19 protein-coding genes and 2 tRNA genes are annotated in these 23,565 nt (G+C 60.7%); 15 read left to right on the top strand and 6 right to left on the bottom strand.

Going from position 1 to position 23,565, the window contains the following annotated elements; translation table 11 throughout:
* Positions 1-1,090 precede the first annotated feature (1,090 nt).
* A complete protein-coding gene (locus ACY4LX_RS04005) occupies positions 1,091-1,360 on the top strand; it encodes a hypothetical protein (protein WP_463259233.1) in 270 nt (89 codons plus the stop codon).
* Positions 1,361-1,452: 92 nt separating this feature from the next.
* On the opposite strand, the gene rsgA is transcribed toward ACY4LX_RS04005, so the two are convergent.
* On the bottom strand, positions 1,453-2,484 hold the full coding sequence (gene rsgA, locus ACY4LX_RS04010; RefSeq protein ID WP_123402441.1) for a small ribosomal subunit biogenesis GTPase RsgA: 1,032 nt from the start codon (positions 2,482-2,484) through the stop codon (positions 1,453-1,455).
* Positions 2,485-2,591: 107 nt separating this feature from the next.
* Here rsgA and orn point away from each other — a divergent pair, with 107 nt between their 5' ends.
* Positions 2,592-3,134 carry an oligoribonuclease gene (gene orn, locus ACY4LX_RS04015; protein ID WP_123510830.1) on the top strand — a complete coding sequence of 181 codons (543 nt, stop codon included), beginning with the start codon at positions 2,592-2,594 and terminating at the stop codon, positions 3,132-3,134.
* Between the two features lie 217 nt (positions 3,135-3,351).
* Positions 3,352-3,963 carry a trimeric intracellular cation channel family protein gene (locus ACY4LX_RS04020; protein ID WP_133839442.1) on the top strand — a complete coding sequence of 204 codons (612 nt, stop codon included), beginning with the start codon at positions 3,352-3,354 and terminating at the stop codon, positions 3,961-3,963.
* 39 nt (positions 3,964-4,002) lie between these two features.
* Here ACY4LX_RS04020 and queG read toward each other — a convergent pair whose 3' ends face one another.
* A complete protein-coding gene (gene queG, locus ACY4LX_RS04025; protein ID WP_149662211.1) occupies positions 4,003-5,067 on the bottom strand; it encodes a tRNA epoxyqueuosine(34) reductase QueG in 1,065 nt (354 codons plus the stop codon).
* 63 nt (positions 5,068-5,130) lie between these two features.
* On the opposite strand from queG, the gene ACY4LX_RS04030 reads away from it, so the two are divergent.
* The 12 genes from ACY4LX_RS04030 (at position 5,131) to ACY4LX_RS04085 (ending at position 20,134) form a co-directional block, all read left to right on the top strand.
* Complete coding sequence (locus ACY4LX_RS04030) at positions 5,131-6,630, top strand: NAD(P)H-hydrate dehydratase (protein WP_463259234.1); 1,500 nt, start codon at positions 5,131-5,133, stop codon at positions 6,628-6,630.
* Positions 6,618-7,088 carry a tRNA (adenosine(37)-N6)-threonylcarbamoyltransferase complex ATPase subunit type 1 TsaE gene (tsaE, locus tag ACY4LX_RS04035; protein ID WP_123402435.1) on the top strand — a complete coding sequence of 157 codons (471 nt, stop codon included), beginning with the start codon at positions 6,618-6,620 and terminating at the stop codon, positions 7,086-7,088. The genes ACY4LX_RS04030 and tsaE overlap by 13 nt, the downstream gene beginning before the upstream one ends.
* Positions 7,089-8,516, top strand: coding sequence for an N-acetylmuramoyl-L-alanine amidase (locus ACY4LX_RS04040; protein ID WP_463259235.1), 1,428 nt, complete (start codon positions 7,089-7,091; stop codon positions 8,514-8,516).
* Positions 8,513-10,423, top strand: a complete 1,911-nt coding sequence (gene mutL / locus ACY4LX_RS04045) for a DNA mismatch repair endonuclease MutL (protein ID WP_463259236.1) — start codon at positions 8,513-8,515, stop codon at positions 10,421-10,423. Before ACY4LX_RS04040 ends, mutL begins: the two co-directional genes overlap by 4 nt.
* Complete coding sequence (gene miaA, locus ACY4LX_RS04050) at positions 10,423-11,394, top strand: tRNA (adenosine(37)-N6)-dimethylallyltransferase MiaA (protein WP_149662215.1); 972 nt, start codon at positions 10,423-10,425, stop codon at positions 11,392-11,394. The genes mutL and miaA overlap by 1 nt, the downstream gene beginning before the upstream one ends.
* Positions 11,395-11,488: 94 nt before the next feature.
* Positions 11,489-11,749, top strand: a complete 261-nt coding sequence (gene hfq / locus ACY4LX_RS04055; protein WP_007902656.1) for an RNA chaperone Hfq — start codon at positions 11,489-11,491, stop codon at positions 11,747-11,749.
* 12 nt (positions 11,750-11,761) lie between these two features.
* The gene (hflX, locus tag ACY4LX_RS04060) at positions 11,762-13,063 is read left to right on the top strand and encodes a ribosome rescue GTPase HflX (protein ID WP_149662216.1); all 1,302 of its coding nucleotides are present in this window, start codon (positions 11,762-11,764) and stop codon (positions 13,061-13,063) included.
* A gap of 96 nt (positions 13,064-13,159) precedes the next feature.
* The gene (gene hflK, locus ACY4LX_RS04065) at positions 13,160-14,332 is read left to right on the top strand and encodes an FtsH protease activity modulator HflK (RefSeq protein ID WP_054053363.1); all 1,173 of its coding nucleotides are present in this window, start codon (positions 13,160-13,162) and stop codon (positions 14,330-14,332) included.
* Complete coding sequence (gene hflC / locus ACY4LX_RS04070; protein WP_348135032.1) at positions 14,332-15,201, top strand: protease modulator HflC; 870 nt, start codon at positions 14,332-14,334, stop codon at positions 15,199-15,201. Before hflK ends, hflC begins: the two co-directional genes overlap by 1 nt.
* Before the next feature lie 314 nt (positions 15,202-15,515).
* Entirely contained in the window at positions 15,516-16,703 is a 1,188-nt protein-coding gene (locus ACY4LX_RS04075; RefSeq protein WP_133839431.1) for an ATP phosphoribosyltransferase regulatory subunit, read from the top strand.
* Between the two features lie 54 nt (positions 16,704-16,757).
* Complete coding sequence (locus ACY4LX_RS04080; protein WP_010464193.1) at positions 16,758-18,050, top strand: adenylosuccinate synthase; 1,293 nt, start codon at positions 16,758-16,760, stop codon at positions 18,048-18,050.
* Between the two features lie 149 nt (positions 18,051-18,199).
* Complete coding sequence (locus ACY4LX_RS04085) at positions 18,200-20,134, top strand: methyl-accepting chemotaxis protein (protein ID WP_463259237.1); 1,935 nt, start codon at positions 18,200-18,202, stop codon at positions 20,132-20,134.
* Between the two features lie 97 nt (positions 20,135-20,231).
* Here ACY4LX_RS04085 and ACY4LX_RS04090 read toward each other — a convergent pair whose 3' ends face one another.
* The 4 genes from ACY4LX_RS04090 to ACY4LX_RS04105 all read right to left on the bottom strand — a co-directional run bounded on the left by ACY4LX_RS04090 (position 20,232) and on the right by ACY4LX_RS04105 (position 23,402).
* Positions 20,232-21,797, bottom strand: coding sequence for an ABC transporter permease (locus ACY4LX_RS04090; RefSeq protein WP_463259238.1), 1,566 nt, complete (start codon positions 21,795-21,797; stop codon positions 20,232-20,234).
* The gene (locus ACY4LX_RS04095; RefSeq protein ID WP_463259239.1) at positions 21,797-22,807 is read right to left on the bottom strand and encodes an extracellular solute-binding protein; all 1,011 of its coding nucleotides are present in this window, start codon (positions 22,805-22,807) and stop codon (positions 21,797-21,799) included. The genes ACY4LX_RS04090 and ACY4LX_RS04095 overlap by 1 nt, the downstream gene beginning before the upstream one ends.
* 255 nt (positions 22,808-23,062) lie before the next feature.
* Positions 23,063-23,149 (bottom strand) — tRNA-Leu (locus ACY4LX_RS04100).
* A 166-nt stretch (positions 23,150-23,315) separates the two neighbouring features.
* Positions 23,316-23,402 (bottom strand) — tRNA-Leu (locus ACY4LX_RS04105).
* Positions 23,403-23,565: the final 163 nt, after the last annotated feature.

Genomic DNA, 23,565 nt, shown 5'->3' on the forward strand with positions numbered 1-23,565 from the left:
AGCGAGGCTTGCCCGCGAAGGCTTTGTGTCAGGCGCCGGAGGATTTGGGGGGGTACATATCCATTCCTGCGGTAACGGCTGCCTATGGTTTCGCTCTTACAGCGAGTCACTTTCGAGAAGCGCGAAAGTAACCAAAGCGCTTTTGCCCCTTTTGTTCGGTGCCTCGCTGTGGCTCGGCATGCCCTCGCTCCGGTCCTGCTCCGTGGGCCCGCCGCCATCGGCCATCCATGGCCGGGGGCGGCTAACCCGGCATCCATGCCGGGTTGCCCACTGCGCAGAACCTCCACTCGGCCTCTCGAGGGGGCGCACATCGCACCGCGAGGCGGCCTGATAGCCGGCCTGGTTCGGGCGCGTGCGTTCTGCTGATCCATTTTCAGCGTGGGCACGATCCCTGTAGGAGCGAGGCTTGCCCGCGAAGGCGGCCTGGTAGCCGCCCCATCTTTTGCAGATGTACATCGATCAACTGTGGGAGCGAGCATGCTCGCGAAAGCTTTGTGTCAGGCACCGGGGGATGTGTACATATCCATTCCTGCGGTAACGGCTGCTTATGGTTTCGCTCTTACAGCGAGTCACTTTCGAAAAGCGCGAAAGTAACCAAAGCGCTTTTGCCCCTTTCGTTCGGTGCCTCGCTCCGGTCCTGCTTCGTGGGCCCGCCGCCATCGGCCATCCATGGCCGGGGGCGGCTAACCCGGCATCCATGCCGGGTTGCCCACTGCGCAGAACCTCCACTCCGCCTCTCGAGGGGGCGTGCACCGCAACAGCGCCGCGAGGCGGCCTGATAGCCGACCTGACTAGGGCGCGTACGTTCTCCTGATCCATTTTCAGCGTGGGCACGATCCCTGTAGGAGCGAGGCTTGCCCGCGAAGACGGCCTGATAGTCGACCTTATTGTCGGAGGGGCGCGTTTTCCTGTTGGATGCGGTTTGCTGGCGAGATGAGTGGTTGTAGGAACGGTCTGAAATTGCGGTTCGGGGTTCTCAGTCCTGCGAGCATCTGCCTATAGTTTCGCCCGTTGCTGCCAGTGCGGTGACCGATCTTAGCCGGTCGAATTACAGATGATATCTCTCGACCGTTAACGGAGTTTTGACCCCATGGCTAAGTACCACCCGCTCCAAGGCAATTTCAGCGTCGGCCCGACGCTGTACATCGACACCGAAGCCAAAGTCACTGACCTCCTCGAAACCGCCACCCACCGAATCAAAGCTGCCCGCAATCTGCTCAGCAGCGTCACCTGCCTGTGCGTCAAAGACGCTGAAGGTCACGATCTGGAGCATTTTGCCAATGCTGCGCATATGTTGATTCAGGATGGCTGTGACGCCTTGGATGCATTGGGTTGGAAGCTGGAAAAAGCAGTGCTTTGAAAACCAGAAAGCCGCGAGATGATCGCGGCTTTTTAGTGTTTGCTGGAAACGGCTGATCATTTTCATGGCATCACGAAAATGATCATGGCTACTTAGTAACTGGTTTCCGGCAAACTCGCGATGATCGAGCGATAGCTGTTCATCCGTTGCTGCTGCACACGCCCATCTTCCAACGCTTTGAGTAACGCACACCCCGGTTCACGATCATGTTTGCAATCGCGGAAGCGGCAGGTGCCGATCAAGTCGTTGAACTCGATGAACCCGGCTTCGACGTCGGCGCGGCTGACGTGGCCGAGGCCGAATTCGCGGATGCCCGGGGAGTCGATCAGTTCACCGCCGCCGGGGAAGTGGAACAACCGCGCGGTCGTCGTGGTGTGGGTGCCCTGGCCGGACAGTTCGGACAGCGGGCCGACGCGGGTTTCGACTTCCGGCAGCAGGCTGTTGACCAGCGAGGACTTGCCGACGCCGGACTGGCCGACGAAGACGCTGATGCGTCCGTCCAGTTGTTCCTGCAATTGCTCCATGCCGTTGCCGTGGTGGGCCGACACTTCGAGCACCGGGTAGCCGAGTGTGCGGTAGACCGCGAGCAAGGCGTTCAGGGCCGGGGCGTTCTGTTCGTCGATCAGGTCGAATTTGTTGAGCAGCAGCAGCGGACGAATCCCGGCGTGCTCAGCAGCGACCAGATAGCGGTCGATCAGGTTGGCGTGGGGCTCGGGCAGCGGGGCGAAGACGATGACGATCATGTCGACGTTGGCCGCTACGGGTTTGAGCTGGCCACGGCTGTCCGGGCGGCAGAGTTCGGTTTTACGCGGCAGTTGCGCCACGATTACACCGATGCCCTGGTTGCCGGCACGCCAGACCACCTGATCGCCGGTCACCAGCGCGGGCAGGTTGGCGCGCAAGTGGCAACGGAACACTTCGCCGGCCAGCTCGCCTTCAAGCGCTTCGACTTCGACCTGCACACCGAAGTGCGCGATCACCAGGCCCGTCTGTTCCGGACCCAGGTCGCCGCCCTCAAGTGCCTCGACAGCCGAGGACTCGCGTTTGGCGGCGCGGGCAGCGCGTTCGCCCTGAATTTTTTCGATGCGCCAGTTTTGACGACGATTGAGTTGGCGTTTGGCCATGGGTGTTCCGTATCAAGAATGCAGCGATTAGGTAAAACGGCCGCGAGTTTAGCACGCCCGGCCACTTGCCTAGGCTAAACTGCGCAGCATTGCCTAGGAGCCGACACATGCAAAACCCGCAGAATCTGATCTGGATCGACCTGGAAATGACCGGTTTGAACCCTGATACCGACGTCATCATCGAGATGGCGACCATTGTCACCGACAGTGACCTGAACACCCTGGCCGAAGGCCCGGTGATCGCGATCCACCACAGCGACGCGATCCTGGCCGGCATGGACGAGTGGAACACCCGTCAACACGGCGGCTCGGGCCTGACCCAGCGCGTGCGCGACAGCCGCATCAGCATGGCCGAAGCCGAGGCCGAAACCATCGCCTTCCTGGAAAAATGGGTGCCGAAGGGCAAGTCGCCGATCTGTGGCAACAGCATCTGCCAGGACCGTCGCTTCCTTTATACGCACATGAAAGCGTTGGAAAGCTACTTCCACTACCGCAACCTCGACGTGTCGACCCTCAAAGAACTGGCTGCACGCTGGGCGCCGGACGTGCGCGACAGCTTCCAGAAGGGCAGCACGCACCTGGCGCTGGACGATATCCGCGAGTCGATTGCTGAGTTGCAGCATTACCGTAAGCATTTCATCAAGTTCTGATCCTGCGGTGCCTTTGTGGCGAGGGGGCTTGCCCCCGTTCGGCTGCGAAGCAGTCGTAACACCTGAGAATGCGGTGTGACTGGCGGAATGCAGGGGAGTGCTTCGCACTCCAACGGGGCCAAGCCCCCTCGCCACAGGTCCCAGTGGTTTCTGTTGCCCCCTTTTGGTGCCGCGACTAAATGGCTAGACTGCGCGCCTTCCTGCCAGGACCGCCACCATGTTGCTGATGCTCTACCTGATTGCCATCACCGCCGAAGCCATGACCGGCGCCTTGTCTGCCGGCCGTCGGGGCATGGACTGGTTTGGTGTGGTACTGATCGCCTGCGTCACGGCGTTGGGCGGCGGTTCGGTGCGTGACGTGTTGCTCGGCCACTACCCCCTGACCTGGGTCAAGCACCCGGAATACCTGATCCTGACCTCGGTCGCCGCGATGTTCACAGTCTTCGCCGCGCGCTGGATGCGGCACCTGCGCTCACTGTTTCTGGTGCTCGATGCCGTGGGTCTGGTGGCGTTCACCCTGATCGGCTGCATGACTGCGCTGGAAATGGGCCACGGCATGTTGGTGGCCTCGGTCAGCGGTGTGATCACCGGGGTATTCGGCGGCATCCTCCGGGATATCTTCTGCAACGATATCCCGCTGATCTTCCGTCGCGAGCTCTACGCCAGCGTCTCGTTCGCGGCCGCGTGGTGCTACATGCTCTGCATCTATCTGGAATTACCGGGGGAGCAGGCGATCCTGATCACCTTGTTCGGCGGGTTTTTGCTGCGGTTGCTGGCGATCCGGTTTCATTGGGAAATGCCGAAGTTCGTCTACAACGACGAAGCCTGATTTACACAGGGTCCCTTTAGGAGCTGCCGAAGGCTGCTCCTACGCTAGACCGTGTTGTTTCAACGCCCACTCCACATGTTCGCGCACCAACTCTGACGGATATTCCCGGCGCGCCTTCAACGCCTCCAACACCGGAATACTCGACGGCGCATTACCCAACCCCACCGCCAGATTGCGCAACCAGCGCTCATAACCGGCGCGGCGTAACGGTGAACCTTCGGTACTGCTGAGAAACTTGTCTTCGTCCCACATGAACAACTCGGCCAATTGCGCATTGTCCAGATTGTGCCGTGGCTTGAAGTCGCTTTCCCCGGACGGACGGGCGAAGCGGTTCCACGGGCAGACGATCTGGCAATCATCACAGCCGAACACCCGATTGCCGATCAGCGGTCGCAAGTCTTCCGGGATCGCGCTTTTCAGTTCGATGGTCAGGTAGGAAATGCAGCGCCGGGCGTCCAGTACGTAAGGGCCGACGAAAGCGTTGGTCGGGCAAATGTCCAGGCAGGCGGTGCAGCGGCCACAGTGTTCGGTGCTGTGGGGCGGGTCTTCCGGCAGCGGCAGATCGACAAACAGTTCGCTGAGGAAGAAGTAACTGCCGGCCTTGCGATTCAAGACCAGGGTGTTTTTGCCGATCCATCCCAGGCCAGCCTTCTCGGCGATGGCTTTTTCCAGCACCGGGGCGCTGTCGACGAAGGCGCGGAAACCGAAGGGGCCGATCTCGGCCTGAATTTTATCCGCCAGTTGTTGCACACGTTTACGGATCAATTTGTGGTAGTCGCGGCCCAAGGCATAACGCGATACGTAGGCTTTTTCCGGTTGGGCGAGTAATTGCGCCATTTGCGTGTCGCCGGGCAGGTAGTCCATGCGCAGCGACACTACACGCAAAGTGCCGGGCACCAGTTCTTCCGGGTGCGAGCGTTTGCTGCCGTGGGCGCCCATGTAGTCCATTTCGCCGTGGTAGCCGGCTGCGAGCCAGCGCTCCAGGTGCTGCTCATGCTCGGCGAGGTCCAGGCCGCTGATGCCGACTTGCTGGAAGCCCAGCTCGCGGCCCCAGTCCTTGATGGATTGGGCGAGGGCGGGCAGGTCTGTAGTAATAGCGGGCATGAGACGAGAGAAACCGGAGCTGAGGTGCGTATAATTCTGCCAGACATCGGAGCCCGAAGACGCATGCCGCACACTAAAGATGATTTACCCGACGCGCTGTACAGCGCCGCGCAAGTGCGAGGGCTCGATGCGAGCCTGATCGCGGCCGGCACGCCGGGCTTCGAATTGATGCAGCGGGCGGCGCGAGCGACGTGGCGGGCGTTGGTCCGTCAGTGGCCGACGGCCAACGAATTGACTGTGCTGGCGGGTCACGGCAATAACGCAGGCGACGGTTATCTGGTGGCGGTATTGGCCCAGCGTGCCGGATGGCAAGTGCGGGTGCTGGCGGTCGGTGAGCCCCAGCGATTGCAAGGTGATGCGGCGCGGGCTCATGCCGAGGCCTTGAGCGAGAGCGTAATTATCGAAGCCTGGACTGCCGACACCGAGTTGCGCGGCATCATCCTCGATGCCTTGCTCGGCACCGGCCTGACGGGCGAGGTCCGTGAGCCCTACGCCAGCGCCATTGCCGCGATCAATGCCAGTGGCTTGCCGGTGGCGGCGGTGGATATCCCATCGGGACTGTGCGCCGATACCGGTCGCCTGCTCGGCGCGGCGGTTCGGGCGGATCTCACCGTGACGTTTATCGGCTTGAAGCTGGGCCTGTTCACTGGTGATGCGGCGGACGTGGTCGGTGAACTGGTGTTCAACGATTTACACGCCGATCCGCAAATTCTTGAGAGCGCCGCGATCAGCGCCCGTCGTTTAGGCGCTAATAACCTGCCGCTCCTGGCCCCTCGGGCACCAACCTCCCATAAAGGCAAATTCGGTAATGTGCTGCTGATCGGCGGTGATCGCGGTTTTGGCGGCGCGATCCTGCTGAGTACGCAAAGTGCGCTTCGCAGTGGCGCGGGCATGGTGTCCGTGGCCACTCGCAGCGAACATGTGCCCGCTGCGTTGGCGAGAATCCCGGAGGCGATGGTGCTTGGCACCTCGTCATCCAATCAGCTGATGGGTTTGCTGGAAAAAGTATCCGTATTGGTGGTCGGCCCCGGTCTCGGTCAGGCCGGTTGGGGCCGCAGCCTGCTGTCCGCAGCGGCCAGCGCGCCGTTGCCGCAAGTCTGGGACGCCGATGCGCTGAACATGCTCGCCGAAGAACAGGTGAAACTGCCCATCGATTGCATCATCACCCCGCATCCGGGCGAAGCGGCGCGTTTGCTCGGCATCAGCACCGCACAAGTACAGGCCGACCGTCCCGCCGCCGCACACGCATTGAGCAAAAAATACACAGCAGTAGTCATTCTGAAAGGCGCCGGCAGCCTGATCGCCAGTCCCGACGGGCGGTTGTCGGTGTGTCATCAGGGCCATCCGGCGATGGCTACGGCTGGGTTGGGCGATGTGCTGGCCGGTCTGGTCGGCGCCTTGCTCGCCCAAGGCATGAACGCTTTCGATGCTGCCTGCCTGGCGGTCTGGCTTCACGCCAATGCCGGCGCGCAACAAGGTAAATCGGGCCGTGGGCTGGCGGCCAGTGATCTGATTCCGGCCATTCGTCAGTTGTTGGAGGAGCGAGCACCGTGTCTGAAGTAACCCTGTACCTGGCTGATGAAGAGGCGATGACCGCATTCGGTGCTCGCATAGCAAAAACCACACAAGGGCACGGTCTGATTTTTCTCGAGGGCGATCTGGGCGCGGGCAAAACCACGCTGTCCAGGGGCATCATCCGGGGCTTGGGGCATGTGGGCGCGGTAAAAAGTCCGACCTTCACCCTGGTCGAGCCCTACGAGATTGGCGACATCCGTGCCTTCCATTTCGACCTGTATCGACTGGTCGATCCGGAGGAACTGGAATACCTCGGCATCCGCGATTACTTCGATGACGATGCCATGTGTCTGATTGAATGGCCCCAGAAGGGTGCAGGCTTTTTGCCAAAGCCCGACCTGACCATTACCATTAGCCCGCAAGACAGCGGGCGTTCGCTGAAAATTTTGTCCCAGGGCTCGCGTGGCGAGTCGTGGTGTGCCGCTTTGGCATTGGAAACTAATTAAATGATGGGGTCAGGTATGCGCTTTCGCGCGATGGTAGCTGCCGTAGGATTGTTGTTTTTGGCGGTGACCGTCGACGCTGTGGCCGAAACGAAGGTCAACAGCGTTCGCCTGTGGCGAGCTCCGGATAACACACGACTGGTGTTCGACCTCTCGGGGCCGGTACAACACAGCGTTTTCACCCTGACTTCGCCGGATCGGCTGGTCATCGACATCAACGGCGCGACCCTCGGTGCGCCGCTCAACGTCAACGCCTCCAACAGCCCGATCACCGCCATGCGTTCGGCCCAGCGCACGCCGACCGACTTGCGGGTGGTCATCGACCTGAAAAAAGCCGTCACGCCGAAAAGCTTCACCCTGGCGCCGAACGGCCAGTATGGCAATCGTCTGGTGGTCGACCTGTTTGATAGCGCCGAAGCCGCTGCCCCGATTCCGCCGCCGACCAACGTCGCGACCGTGGCCCCGGTGCCAGTGACCCCGATCGATCCGCCGGTGAAACTGCCGCCGGCTCCGGCGGGCAAACGCGACATTATTGTGGTGATCGATGCCGGCCACGGCGGCGAAGACCCGGGCGCTTCGGGCTCGCGCGGTCAGCATGAGAAAGACGTGGTGTTGGCCATCGCCCGTGAGTTGCAGCGCCAGGTCAACGGCATGAAAGGCTTCCGCGCCGAACTGACCCGCACCGGCGACTACTTCATCCCGTTGCGTGGCCGTACCGAAATCGCCCGCAAGAAAGGCGCCGACCTGTTCGTCTCGATCCACGCCGACGCCGCGCCGTCTTCGGCGGCCTTCGGTGCCTCGGTGTTTGCCCTGTCGGATCGCGGCGCCACGTCGGAAACGGCCCGTTGGCTGGCCGACAGCGAAAACCGTTCCGACTTGATCGGTGGTGCCGGCAGCGTCAGCCTCGACGATAAGGACCGCATGCTGGCCGGCGTACTGCTCGATTTGTCGATGACGGCGTCCCTGACGTCCAGTCTGAACGTTGGTCAAAAAGTCTTGAGCAACATCAGCCGCGTCACGCCGTTGCACAAACAACGGGTGGAGCAGGCCGGGTTCATGGTGCTGAAATCGCCGGACATCCCATCGATCCTGGTGGAAACCGGCTTCATCTCCAATACTAACGAAGCGAACAAGTTGTCCGGGGCGAGCCATCAGCAGGCCCTCGCGCGTTCCATCAGCGCCGGTGTTCGCCAGTTCTTCCAGCAGAATCCGCCACCGGGCACCTACATCGCCTGGCTGCGTGATTCCGGCAAGATCGCCCAAGGCCCACGCGACCATCGCGTCAGCCCCGGCGAAACCCTGGCGATGATCGCCGTGCGTTACCAGGTGTCCCCAGCGACCCTGCGCAGCGCCAACAACCTGAAAAGCGATGAGCTGAAGATCGGTCAGACTCTGACCATTCCCGGCACTGAACTGGCGGCCAAAGAATGAATCAGGCGCTGACCAATACCGCTCGTATCGAGCTGCTCAGCCCGCGACTGGCGAACCAGATTGCCGCCGGTGAGGTGGTTGAGCGCCCGGCTTCGGTGATCAAGGAATTGCTGGAAAACAGCCTCGACTCCGGCGCCAAACGCATCGACGTCGATGTCGAGCAGGGCGGCGTCAAGTTGCTGCGAGTGCGCGACGACGGCAGCGGCATTTCCGCCGATGACCTGCCGCTGGCCCTGGCGCGACACGCCACCAGCAAAATTCGTAACCTTGAAGACCTCGAACAGGTGATGAGCCTCGGGTTTCGCGGCGAAGCGCTGGCGTCGATCAGCTCCGTGGCGCGACTGACCCTGACGTCTCGCACCAAAGATGCCGATCAAGCCTGGCAAGTCGAAACCGAAGGCCGGGACATGGCGCCGCGCGTGCAACCGGCGGCTCACCCGGTCGGTACTTCGGTGGAAGTGCGCGACCTGTTTTTCAATACCCCGGCCCGGCGCAAGTTTCTCAAGACCGAAAAAACCGAATTCGATCACCTGCAAGAAGTGATCAAGCGCCTGGCCCTGGCACGCTTCGACGTGGCGTTCCATTTGCGCCACAACGGCAAAACCATCCTCAGCCTGCACGAAGCCCATGACGACGCGGCCCGCGCCCGGCGTGTGGCGGCGATTTGCGGCTCGGGGTTCCTGGAGCAGGCGCTGCCGATCGAAATCGAGCGCAATGGCCTGCATTTGTGGGGTTGGGTCGGCTTGCCGACGTTCAACCGCAGTCAGGCGGACTTGCAGTATTTCTTTGTGAACGGCCGTGCGGTGCGCGACAAACTGGTGGCCCACGCGGTGCGCCAGGCGTATCGCGACGTGCTGTTCAACGGCCGGCATCCGACCTTCGTGCTGTTTTTCGAAGTCGATCCGGCGGGCGTCGACGTCAACGTGCACCCGACCAAACACGAAGTGCGCTTCCGTGACGGGCGCATGGTTCACGATTTCCTCTACGGCACCTTGCACCGCGCCTTGGGCGATGTGCGGCCGGAAGATCATCTGGCGGCGCCGGTGGCGACGGCCATTGTTCGGCCTACCGGCATCGATGCCGGCGAGTTCGGTCCACAGGGCGAAATGCGCCTCGCGGCCAATGCTTTGCTGGAACAGCCCCAGGCGCAGCCGACCTTTAATACGACGGCGGGCTCGGGTGCTGGCGCCGGTTATCAATATCAGTACACACCAAAGCCTCAATCCGGCGTGCCGGTGGCTGAGGCTCAAGCGGCGTATCGCGAATTTTTCGCGCCGTTGCCGGAAGCCAATGCAGTTGCGCTGCCGGCCGGGCAAGATGATATTCCGCCGTTGGGTTACGCACTGGCGCAGCTCAAGGGCATTTATATCCTGTCGGAAAACGCCCAGGGCCTGGTGCTGGTGGACATGCACGCCGCCCACGAGCGGATCATGTATGAACGCCTGAAAGTGGCCATGGCCAGCGAAGGCTTGAGCGGCCAACCGCTGTTGGTGCCGGAATCCCTGGCGGTGAGCCAGCGCGAAGCCGATTGCGCCGAAGAGAACGTCGCGTGGTTCCAGCGCCTGGGCTTTGAATTGCAGCGCCTGGGCCCGGAAACCCTGGCGATCCGGCAGATCCCGGCGTTGCTCAAGCAGGCCGAAGCCAATCGCTTGGTCAGCGACGTACTGGCCGATCTGATGGAATACGGTACCAGCGACCGGATCCAGGCGCACTTGAACGAACTGCTCGGCACCATGGCCTGCCACGGTGCGATCCGGGCCAATCGGCGCCTGGCGATACCCGAAATGAACGGTCTGCTGCGGGACATGGAAAACACCGAACGCAGCGGTCAATGCAACCATGGCCGACCGACCTGGACCCAATTGGGCCTGGACGATCTGGACAAACTGTTCTTGCGCGGTCGTTGATGAGCCAGCTCCCTCCAGCGATTTTCCTGATGGGCCCGACCGCAGCGGGCAAGACCGACCTGGCCATCGAGCTGACCAAAGTCTTGCCGTGCGAGCTGATCAGTGTCGATTCGGCGCTGGTCTACCGAGGCATGGACATCGGCACTGCCAAGCCTTCCAAAGAAATTCTGGCCGAGTTCCCGCACCGGTTGATCGATATTCTCGACCCGGCCGAGAGCTATTCCGCCGCGGATTTCCGTCGAGATGCCCTTGAGGCGATGGCCGAGATCACTTCGCGGGGAAAAATTCCGCTGCTTGTAGGCGGCACGATGCTCTACTACAAGGCTTTGGTCGAAGGACTGGCGCAAATGCCGGCGGCCGATCCCGAGGTTCGCGCGCAAATCGAAGAAGAGGCTGAACGCCTTGGCTGGCAAGCCTTGCACGACCAATTGGCAGTAATTGACCCGGTTTCTGCGGCGCGCATTCACCCGAACGATCCCCAACGCCTCAGTCGAGCGCTGGAAGTTTATCGCGTGAGCGGTCAGAGCATGACCGAGCTGCGCCTCATACAATCTGCGCAAAGTACTGAAGCAGCCGCTTCGGGACTGCAACAATTGCCCTATACTGTCGCGAACTTGGCTATCGCCCCGGCAAATCGCCAGGTACTGCACGAGCGTATTAAACAAAGATTCACAAATATGTTGGAACAGGGATTCATCGACGAGGTCGTAGCCCTGCGTACGAGAAGTGACCTGCATTCAGGGTTGCCATCCATACGCGCTGTAGGGTACCGACAAGTTTGGGACTACCTGGATGGCAAGCTGACGCAAGCCGAGATGCAGGAGCGTGGAATCATTGCCACGCGCCAATTGGCAAAGCGCCAGTTCACCTGGCTGCGCAGTTGGGCTGATTTACATTGGTTGGACAGCCTGGATTGCGACAATCTGCCGCGCGCCTTGAAATACCTCGGGACCATCTCCATATTGAGCTGAGTCCTTGCAATTGCCGTCTATCCTTGGGGGTGTGACGGCCACAAGCCATCTGTTTACCTATTTTTTATATTGAATCCTTAAAGGAGTGCGGCACATGTCAAAAGGGCATTCGCTACAAGACCCTTACTTGAATACTTTACGTAAAGAGAAAGTTGGGGTGTCCATCTACCTGGTCAACGGGATCAAACTGCAAGGCACGATCGAGTCTTTCGACCAGTTCGTCATCCTGCTGAAAAACACCGTTAGCCAAATGGTTTACAAGCACGCTATCTCGACAGTGGTACCGGTTCGTCCAATTCGTCTGCCTAGCGCAACCGAATCGGAAGCGGGTGACGCTGAGCCAGGTAACGCCTGATAGGAGTCTCCTTTGTTCTTTGAGCGCCACGGTGGTGGTGAACGAGTGATCCTCGTTCACTTGGATGGACAGGACCCTGAGGCGCGCGAAGATCCGCAGGAGTTTCAGGAATTGGCTAATTCGGCTGGCGCCGAGACCGTTGCGTTTTTTAACGTGCCGCGTCATCGGCCAACTGCCAAATTCCTGATTGGCAGCGGCAAGGTCGAGGAACTGCGCGACCTGGTCCATGCCAAAGAGGCCGATCTGGTCATCTTCAATCACATCCTCACGCCCAGTCAGGAACGTAACCTCGAACGTGTTTTCGAGTGTCGCGTGATCGACCGTACCGGTCTGATTCTCGATATTTTTGCCCAGCGCGCCCGTACCCATGAAGGCAAGCTCCAGGTCGAACTGGCCCAGCTTGACCACATGAGCACACGGCTGGTTCGTGGCTGGACTCACCTTGAGCGTCAGGGTGGCGGTATCGGTATGCGTGGCCCGGGCGAAACCCAGTTGGAAACCGACCGCCGTCTGCTGCGTGTTCGCCTGCGACAGATCAAGGGTCGGCTGGAAAAAGTGCGCAGTCAGCGGGAACAGTCGCGACGCGGCCGCACGCGTGCGGATATTCCTACCGTGTCCCTGGTGGGGTATACCAACGCCGGCAAATCCACGCTCTTCAATAACGTGACGAAATCCGACGTGTACGCGGCTGACCAGTTGTTCGCCACGCTGGACCCGACCTTGCGCCGTCTGGAACTCGACGACCTGGGGCCGATTGTCCTGGCCGACACGGTGGGTTTCATCCGCCACTTGCCGCACAAACTGGTCGAGGCATTTCGGTCTACGCTCGAAGAGTCGAGCAACTCGGACCTGCTGTTGCACGTGATCGATGCGGCCGAACCGGATCGCATGTTGCAGATCGAGCAGGTGATGGTGGTGCTGGGCGAGATTGGAGCCCAGGACTTGCCGATCCTTGAGGTCTATAACAAACTCGATTTGCTTGAAGGCGTTGAGCCACAAATCCAGCGTGATGAAAACGGCAAGCCCCAGCGGGTCTGGCTGTCGGCGCGTGATGGCAGTGGTCTGGAATTGCTTGAGCAAGCCATTGCCGAGTTGCTGGGCGGTGATTTGTTTGTTGGCACCTTGCGCTTACCGCAACGTTTTGCTCGACTGCGTGCGCAGTTTTTCGAACTCGGTGCGGTACAGAAAGAAGAACACGACGAAGAGGGCATCAGCCTGCTGGCCGTCCGCTTGCCTCGGGTCGAGTTGAATCGACTGGTGAGCCGCGAAGGCCTGCAACCGATGGACTTCCTCGAGCAACACACTTTGCAATAAAAGCCTGAGAAAGCGGTTGTGCCGTGGTGACAGGCATTCTGTAGCATTGGTCGGCGCGCCGTGGGTGCGTCTTTGCTTTATCAGATGGAGAGCGCTATGGCTTGGAATGAGCCGGGTGGCAACTCGAATAATCAGGATCCTTGGGGTGGCAAGCGCCGCAATAACGGCGACCGCAAGGGGCCACCGGATCTCGACGAGGCCTTCCGAAAGCTGCAGGAAAGCCTGAACGGGTTGTTCGGTGGTGGTAAAAAACGCGGTGATGACGGCGGTGGTTCGGGCAAGAGTGGCGGCTTCGGCGGCCTGCTCGGCATCGGCCTGGTCGTGCTCGCTGCCGTCTGGCTGTACAGCGCGGTCTACGTGGTCGACGAGCAGGAGCAAGCCGTGGTGCTGCGCTTCGGCAAGTACTACGAAACCGTCGGCCCGGGCCTGAACATCTACTTCCCGCCGATCGACAAGAAGTACATGGAAAACGTCACGCGTGAGCGTTCGTACACCAAGCAAGGCCAGATGCTGACTGAAGACGAGAACATCGTCGAAGTGCCGCTGACCGTGCAGTACAAGATCAGCAACCTGCAGGACTTCGTGCTGAACGTCGACCAGCCGGAAATCAGCCTGCAGCAAGCGACCGACAGCGCCTTGCGTCATGTGGTGGGTTCCACCGCCATGGACCAGGTCCTGACCGAAGGTCGTGAGTTGATGGCCAGCGAAATCAAGGAACGTTTGCAGCGTTTCCTCGATACCTATCGCACCGGTATCACCGTCACCCAGGTCAACGTACAGAACGCAGCCGCACCGCGTGAAGTCCAGGAAGCCTTCGATGACGTGATCCGAGCCCGTGAAGACGAGCAGCGTTCGCGCAACCAGGCTGAAACCTACGCCAACGGCGTCGTGCCGGAAGCCCGTGGCCAGGCCCAGCGTATCCTTGAAGATGCCAACGGTTACCGCGACGAAACGGTCTCGCGCGCCAAGGGTGAGGCGGATCGTTTCACCAAGCTGGTCGCCGAGTACCGCAAGGCCCCTGAAGTTACCCGCGAGCGTCTGTACCTGGACACCATGCAAGAAGTCTTCACCAACACCAGCAAGGTTCTCGTGACCGGCAACAAGAATGGTCAGAGCAATCTGCTGTACTTGCCGCTGGACAAGATGATCGACAGTGGCCGCAGCACCAGCGCACCGGTAACGGGCGCGGCAGCCAGCAGCAATGAAGCGAATGCCCGTGCAGCCGCTGATCTGCAACAACAGCAAGCACGTACCAGGGAGAGTCGCTGATGAGCAATAAATCGCTGATCGCCCTTATTGTCTGCGTCGTCGTGGCGATCGCAGCCTGGAACTGCTTCTACATCGTGGGTCAGACCGAGCGTGCGGTAATGCTGCAATTCGGTCGTGTGGTCCAGGCCGATGTTCAGCCGGGCCTGCATGTGAAGGTGCCTTACGTTAACCAGGTGCGCAAATTCGACGCACGCCTGATGACGCTGGATGCACCGACACAACGCTTCCTGACGCTGGAAAAGAAAGCCGTCATGGTCGATGCCTACGCCAAGTGGCGCGTGAAAGATGCCGAGCGCTTCTACACCGCGACATCCGGCCTCAAGCAGATTGCCGATGAACGTCTGTCCCGTCGTCTGGAATCGGGCCTGCGTGACCAGTTTGGTAAGCGCACCCTGCACGAGGTGGTTTCCGGTGAACGTGACGCGCTGATGGCTGACATCACCGCTTCGCTGAACAAGATGGCGGAAAAAGAGCTGGGTATCGAGGTTGTCGATGTCCGGGTCAAGGCCATCGACCTGCCGAAAGAAGTAAATCGCAGCGTGTTCGAACGTATGAGCACCGAGCGTGAGCGTGAAGCTCGCGAGCACCGCGCCAAGGGTAACGAGCTGGCCGAAGGCATCCGTGCCGACGCCGATCGTCAACGCCGCGTGTTGCTGGCCGAAGCCTATCGTGAATCCGAAGAGGTTCGCGGTGACGGTGACGCCCAGGCGGCTTCGATCTACTCCAAGGCCTACGGCCAGGACCAGGAGTTCTACGCGTTCTACCGTAGCCTGCGTGCCTACCGTGAAAGCTTCGCGAACAAAACCGACGTCATGGTCCTGGACCCAGGCAGCGACTTCTTCCGTTACCTGGAAAAAGCCAAGCCTTGATACGGCGTTGACCTGAATCATCCCCCGCCTGGCGGCTAAAACCTCGGGCGGGGTGATCCTTTGGGAAAACGTGTGTATGATGCGGCAGCCGGGAAATTCCCGGCTTTTTTGCGTCTGCACGTTTGATTGTGGTTTTTTGCAGGCGCCCGAGTTGAAAGACTCGACAGGTTTTTCGAGGAAAGTGGTTGGCGAAGCCGGTTTCAGGCTTTTCGCCACGTCGTTCATGCGCGTTGTTTGCACATGGGCCGATCATTTTCTGCTTCACTCAAGGCTCGCCCAACGGCTGGCCGCCCGGATCATAGGGGAATGGCGTAATGGCAACGGTAGACCGCTGGCTGCTGCCAGATGGCATCGAAGAAGTACTGCCACCAGAAGCGGCGCGCATTGAAGTCGCGCGTCGTCAGGTGTTGGATCTGTTCCAGAGCTGGGGTTACGAGTTTGTCGTGACTCCCCATATCGAGTACCTGGAATCCCTGCTGACCGGCGCGGGCCAGGACCTGGATCTGCGTACCTTCAAGGTCATCGACCCGCAATCGGGCCGGCAGATGGGTTTCCGTGCTGACATCACGCCGCAAGTGGCGCGCATCGATGCGCACACCCTGCGCCGCGAAGGTCCGAGCCGTCTGTGCTACGCCGGTAGCGTGCTGCATGCGCAGCCGCGGGCCTTGTCGTCGTCGCGCAGCCCGATCCAGTTGGGCGCCGAGTTGTACGGCGATGCCAGCCCGAGCAGCGACGTGGAAGTCATCAGCCTGATGCTGGCCATGCTGCAACTGGCCGATGTGCCGGATGTGCACATGGATCTCGGCCATGTCGGCATCTACCGTGGCCTCGCTCGCGCCGCCGGTTTGTCCGGTGAAACCGAGCAGCAATTGTTCGACGCATTGCAACGCAAGGCCATCGACGAGGTCATTACCTTGACCGAAGGCCTGCCCGCCGATCTGTCGGGCATGCTGCGGGCGTTGGTCGACCTGTGTGGCGGGCGTGAAGTATTGAGCGCTGCCCGTGAGCGCCTGGCCAATGCGCCGGCGCCGGTACTCGCTGCGCTGGAAGACTTGCTGGCCATCGCCGATCGTCTGTCCACGCGTTTCCCGGAGTTACCGCTTTACTTCGATCTGGGTGAATTGCGCGGCTACCACTACCACACCGGTGTGGTGTTCGCCGTGTTCGTGCCGGGTGTTGGCCAGTCCATTGCCCAGGGCGGTCGTTACGACGACATCGGCGCCGACTTCGGTCGTGCCCGTCCGGCAACCGGCTTCTCCACCGATTTGAAAACCCTGGTGACCCTGGGGCGTGCTGAGATCGAGCTACCGTCTGGCGGTATCTGGATGCCTGACAGTACGGATGCGGCACTCTGGCAGCAGGTTTGCCAGTTGCGCAGTGAGGGTCAGCGTGTCGTCCAGGCTTTGCCTGGGCAACCATTGGCCGCCGCCCGTGAAGCGGACTGCGACCGGCAATTGATTCAGCAGAACGGGCTTTGGCAAGTATTGCCGCTGGCTTCTTGAGTTTTCCTGCCGGCGGCTGCCGGCACCAAGTTTGCGCGAATGAGGACAAGTGTTATGGGTAAGAATGTCGTAGTCCTGGGCACCCAATGGGGTGATGAGGGCAAAGGCAAGATCGTTGATCTGCTGACCGAACATGCTGCCGCCGTAGTGCGCTACCAAGGTGGCCACAACGCGGGTCACACCCTGGTGATCGACGGCGAGAAAACCGTCTTGCACCTGATCCCGTCGGGCGTGCTGCGCGAAGGCGTGCAGTGCCTGATCGGCAACGGCGTGGTGGTTGCACCGGACGCTCTGCTGCGCGAGATCATCAAGCTGGAAGAGAAAGGCGTACCGGTGCGTGAGCGCCTGCGTATCAGCCCGTCCTGCCCGCTGATCCTGTCCTATCACGTCGCGCTGGACCAGGCGCGTGAAAAGGCCCGTGGCGAGCTGAAGATCGGCACCACCGGTCGCGGCATCGGCCCGGCTTACGAAGATAAAGTTGCCCGTCGCGGCCTGCGCATCGGTGACCTGTTCCACCGTGAGCGTTTCGCCGCCAAGCTGGGCGAGTTGCTGGATTACCACAACTTCGTCCTGGTCAATTACTACAAAGAGCCAGCGATCGACTTCCAGAAGACACTCGACGAGTGCATGGAATACGCCGAGCTGCTCAAGCCGATGATGCTCGACGTCACCGCCGAGCTGCACGAGCTGCGTCGCGCTGGCAAAGACATCATGTTCGAAGGCGCCCAAGGCTCCCTGCTGGACATCGACCACGGTACCTACCCGTACGTCACCAGCTCCAACACCACCGCGGGCGGCATTGCCACCGGTTCGGGTTTCGGTCCGATGTACCTGGATTACATCCTCGGCATCACCAAGGCCTACACCACTCGTGTCGGTTCGGGTCCGTTCCCGACTGAGCTGTTCGACGACGTTGGCGCGTTCCTGGCCAAGCGTGGCCACGAGTTCGGTGCTACCACCGGCCGTGCCCGTCGTTGCGGCTGGTTCGATGCCGTCATCCTGCGTCGCGCTATCGACGTCAACAGCATCTCGGGCCTGTGCCTGACCAAGCTGGACGTGCTGGACGGCCTGGAAACCATCAACATCTGTGTCGGCTACAAGAACCAGGATGGTGCAGTGATCGACGCACCGACCGACGCCGACAGCTACATCGGCCTCGAGCCCGTGTACGAAGAGATGCCAGGCTGGACCGAATCCACCGTCGGTGCCAAGACCCTGGAAGAGCTGCCGCAAGCCGCTCGCAACTACATCAAACGCGTTGAAGAGTTGGTCGGTGCGCCGATTGACATTATTTCGACGGGCCCGGACCGCAACGAAACCATCGTTTTGCGCCATCCGTTCGCTTAATAAGTCGTTGATGTAAAACGCAAAGGCCCCTCATTTGGGGCCTTTGTCGTATCTGCCTGTCGGACGGCACGACCTTTGCTGTGATGTTGATTAAAAGCATCGCTTCCAGTGCGCCATCAATTTAATGGCGCCAAGCAGAGGGATTTTAAGTGTCAGCCATTCTCTCACTGTTACAAAGCCGTCTTCTGCGGCCTGTGTTCGTTACCCTAGGTATCGCCCTTTTGGTGCAAGTGCTGGTTGCCGTCGCCCTGACTCGGAGCACGGTGACTGCACTGGAAGCCGATCTCGGTGTACGCCTGGGGGCTGACAGTCAAAAGCTCTCCGGTGAACTGGAGCAGGCGGGGCGTGAAGTCACGTCGAGCCTGGACAGCCTGTCGACCAACACCCGTCAACGACTCACCGCCGGTTTGTCCTCGCGTCTGAAGGACGAGCAGGCGCAGTTGCGTGGGACATTGGAAAAAGACCTGAAGGACTCCGCCAATGACATGGCGCAGCTACTGGCTTCGGTCGCACCTCGCGCTATGTGGGACAGCGACGTTCCAACCCTGTCCGAATTCGCCCGCCGGGCCCAGCGCAATCCCAACGTGTTGTTCGTGATCTACGACGACGCCACTGGCCAGCACCTGACGCGTTATTTGAACCGTGAGAACCCGATCAACAAGGCGCTGCTGGAGAAAGGCCAGGGCGAGCGCGCTCTGGACAAAGTGCTGGATGCGGCGAAGACCGATCCATCGGTCTACTACCTCGAAGCTTCGATCAGCCCCAATGGTGTGGAAATCGGCAAAGTCTTGATGGGCGTCTCCACGGCGTCGGTGGAAGTCGACCTGGCGGCCCTCGACAAGCGCTTCTCGGCGCTGATCGCCAGCAGTGATCAACTGGTCGGCGACAGCCTCAAAGGCGCGGCGGCGGACAGCGCAGCAGCGATGGGCGCGCGTCTGAAGTCGGCGCAGTCCACGGCTTCGCAAATGCAGGCCAATACCACCAGCACCGTGCAGGAAGCGGCGGGCACCTTGCGCTGGCGCATCGGCATGGGCCTGGCGGTGGTGGGTTTCGGCGTATTGCTGTTGCTGGCCGTGGTGCTGGGGCGTCGTGTGGTCAATCGCCTGAAGCTGCTGATTGCGGCCATGGATGATCTGGCGGCGGGCGAGGGCGATCTGACCAAGCGTGTGCAGATCAACAGCAAGGACGAAATCGGCGACATGGCTTCGGCAGTCAATCGCTTTGTGGATAAGTTGCAGCCGATCGTGCGCGAAGCGGGCGACGTGGCCCAGCGTACTGGCGTGGAAATCGGCGCCATGACCTTGCGCAATGCCGGGGCCGATAAAGCGGCGGGCATGCAGCGTGATGAAGTCGCCGAGAGCCTGCGTGCGTTGTCGCAAATGGCCGATGAAGCGCAATCGGAAAGCCATGCGATGCAGGCCGCCTTGCAGCAAGTGGTGGATATCCGTTCGGCGACTGATGAGAACACCCGGACTTCGGCCAAGGTCGGCAGCCTGATCGAGGCGTTGGCCGGCCAGGTCGATACCGGCGCGAAAGTTATCGAGCGTCTGGCGCAGCAGAGTGAACAAATTGAAGTGGTGTTGACGGTGATTCACGGGATCGCCGAGCAAACCAACCTGCTGGCGCTGAACGCGGCCATCGAAGCGGCGCGGGCGGGCGAGACCGGTCGCGGGTTTGCCGTGGTGGCGGACGAAGTGCGGGCGCTGGCGAGCAAGACGCAAAGCTCTACTGGCGATATCCAGGCGCACATTGTTGCCTTGCAGCAAGGCGCGCGTGAGGCCGTTGCCGCGATTGGGCAGGCCGGGCGTCAGGCCAGTGAAGGTTTGCTGGTGTTGCGTGACAGCGCGCGGTTGCAGCAGTCGGTGCAGGCCTCGGTCGAGCAAGTGCATGCGGCAATCGGCCTGGCGACCCAGGCAGCGGCGCATCAGGCGCAAGGTGCGCAAGCGGTGCGGGGTCGGGTTGAGACGATTCATGCACAGGCGGAGAAAGCGGCTCAGGCGGTGGTGGAAACCACGGCCAGCGGCAAAGTGCTGGATGGGTTGGCGGCGCAGTTGAAGGCGAGCCTGGGGCAGTTCAGGGCTTAGGATTTGTATTGACGGGGCTGGCGCCTTCGCGGGCAAGCCTCGCTCCTACAGGGGATTGCGTGATCCTTGTAGGAGCGAGGCTTGCCCGCGAAGCTTTTCAACGGCTCAAATACATTCGAGTTGTTAACAGGTACACCGGCAACCCCGACACCAAAATCAACAACGCCGCATAAGGCGCCGCCGCCGCAAACTCCACGTTCGCGGTATGCGCCCACACTTCCGTCGCCAACGTATTCAGCCCGGTCGGGCTCAGCAGCAGCGTCGCCGTCAGTTCCTTCATCGCATCCAGAAACACCAGCGCAAACGCCGCGCCCAATGCGGGGAAGATGATCGGCAAGGTCACCCGGCAAAACGCGCTGAGAGACGACGCGCCCAGCGTGCGGGCCGCCTCTTCCAGTTGCGGTGCTGCCTTGTTCAGCGCCGTACGAATCGGCGCCTGGGCCAGCGGCAGAAACAGCAGCGCATAAGCGATCAGCAGCAACGTCGACGTCTGGTACAGCGCCGGCACGTAGTGCAGGGCGAAATACACCAGGGTCAGCGCAATCACCAGGCCGGGGAGCGCGTGCAGCAGATACGGCAAGCGCTCGGCCCAGATTGCCAATTGGCCTTTGTAGCGCACCACCAGCAAGCCCACAGGCACTGCCAGCACCAGGCACAACGCTGCGCCGCCCAGCGACAGCGCGAGCGACGACAGCAACGCTTCGCTGATCGCCGCCACCGGGAAGGCTGCTGACGAGCCGACTGCCAGCCAATACGCCAACATCCCCAGCGGAATGCCGCTGCCGATGATCGCCAGCGCCAGGCAGTAAACCTGTCCGGCGGCGGCCCACGGCCCTAATCGAACTTGTTCTGCATGTCGCGCGGCGCCTTGGCCGGTCCGCACATGTCGACCCTTGCCACGCACTCGCAGCTCCAGCCACAGCAGCACCAGGCACAGCGCCAGAAGCACCGCCGACAGCATCGCCGCATTGGCGTTGCTGAATTCCAGTTCGAACTGTTGATAGATCGCCGTGGTGAAGGTTTGCAGGCCGATGATCGACAACGCGCCGAATTCCACCAGCATGTGCAGCGCAATCAGCAGTGAGCCGGCCAGTAAGGATGGCCAGAGCAGCGGCAAGGTGATGCGGAAAAACACGCCCCAGCGATTCTGCCCCAGGGTGCGGGCGGATTCTTCCAGCGAGGGATCAAGATTGCGCAGGGTCGCCGCCACTGGCAGAAACACCAGCGGATACTTGGACAGGGTCATCACCAGAATCGCCCCGCCTAACCCTTCGAAGTGCGAGCTGAGGGACACCCAGGTAAAGCTGCTGACGAATGCCGGAACGGCAAACGGCAAGCACAGGATCACACCCCAGATTCGCCGGCCCTTCAGATTGCTGCGCTCCAGCAGCCAGGCCAGGGACAACCCGATCACCCCGCAAGCCAGCGTCACGCCAATCATCAGCGACAACGTGTTGCGCAGCAGGCCAAACACATATGGCCGCCACAGCAGATGCAACGCCTCGGCCCAGCCCGCCTGCCAGGTCTTGAGCCCGACATAGGCCAGCGGCAACAGGCTGAGCACCACCAGCAGCAACACCGGCAGCAGCAACCAGATCGGCGGCCGTTTACGCCGTGGCACGTAACGCCCGCGCGAGGCGGGGGCGGATAGCGATGCGCTCATCAGTTCAAGCCAACGTCACGTTCCAGGTCCAGGGCTTCTTCGGCGTTGCCGAGGTCGGCCGGGGTGACTTTCGGCGCTTGGAGTTCGCTGAACGGCTTGAGCCCGCGATCCGATTCCATGCCTTTGTGCAGCGGGTATTCGGCGGTGGTCTGGGTGATCACGCGCTGACCTTCTTCGCTGGCCATGTAGGCGAGCAATTGCTGGGCTTCTTTTGGATGCTTGCTGGATTTCAGCACGGCGGCGCTGGAAACGGTGATCAAGCCACCGACATCGCCGCCGGTGAAGTAATGCAGTTTCGAATCGAGCTGGCCTTTTTCGCGCTGCAAGGCGAACCAGTAGTAGTTGTTCACCAATACGGTGGCGACTTCGCCGTTTTCCACGGCTTTGAGCGCAACCATGTTGTTGCTGTAGATCTTGCCGAACGCGCGCAGGCCGGTCAGCCATTCTTCGGCAGCGTCCATACCGTGGGTCTTGATGATCGCCACGGCTTGTTCCTGGAAGGCGCCGCTGGTGGGTACGAAGCCGACCTTGCCTTGCCATTTTGGATCGGAGAATTCCATCACCGATTTGGGCAGGTCTTTTTCGTCGATCAGTTTCGGGTTGAAGGCGACCACGCGGACCCGGGCGGTGATGCCGATCCAAGTGCCATTGCCGGCGACATAGTCTTTTGGCAGGACAGCCAGGGTGGCGGCGTCGGTCTGGGCCAGCAGGCCTTGTTCGCCGAGTTTGTTCAGTGGCGGCGATTCTTCGGTGTAGATCACGTCGGCGGGGGAGCGGTCGCCTTCTTCGACGACCTGGCTGGCGAGCTGGTTGCTGCTGCCCTTGCGCACATTGACGTGAATCCCGGTCTTGGCTTCGAAGGCTTTGGCGACAGCGTCACCGACTTCCTTGTGTTGGCCGTTGTAGAGTGTCAGGGAAACCGGGTCGGCGGCTTGGGTGAGGGGAGTGGCGAGTGCCAGGCCGAGCAGGGTAAAGGTCAGACTACGGCGCAGGGTATTTCGAAACGTCATTCGCAGGGTTCCTCACTGTCGCATTGCAAAAACTTGCAACAATGATAAACGATATTGTTTCTCAAGTGCGCCTCCCAAAATCCGTATGCCTGACCTGTAGGAGCAAAGCTTGCTCGCGATGGCGATCTCAAGGGCGCCATCGCGAGCAAGCTTTGCTCCTACAGGGGATACATCCGGATATTGGGGGGGCCAGAAACGCAAAAACCCGCTTTCGCGGGTTTTTGTGAAATTCCAGATCGACTCTGAAATTTGAATTGGTGCCCAGAAGAAGACTCGAACTTCCACGACCTTGCGGTCACCAGCACCTGAAGCTGGCGTGTCTACCAATTTCACCATCTGGGCAGTATCAGCAACGTCGCCGCTGTTGATGTGGCGCACTATACGGAGCGCTTTTAAATCTGTAAACCCCTGATTTGGTTTTAATAAATCAGAAGCCCTGAATGCAAAAAACCCGCTTTCGCGGGTTTTTGTGTGAGCCTTGAAATTGATCTAATCTCAAGCTCTAAATTGGTGCCCAGAAGAAGACTCGAACTTCCACGACCTTGCGGTCACCAGCACCTGAAGCTGGCGTGTCTACCAATTTCACCATCTGGGCAGTATCGGCAACGCTAGTGCGTCGTCGATGGCGCGCACTATACGGAGCGTCTTTTTAACTGTAAACCCCTGTCGCTAAAAAAACCTGGAAAATTTCGCCAGCGGCATTTAAATCAGCTTTGCGGTGTCAATAAAGGGCTTTAGATGGGCTGTCACAGTCTGAA

Source organism: Pseudomonas sp. Emmai (genome assembly GCF_055179735.1).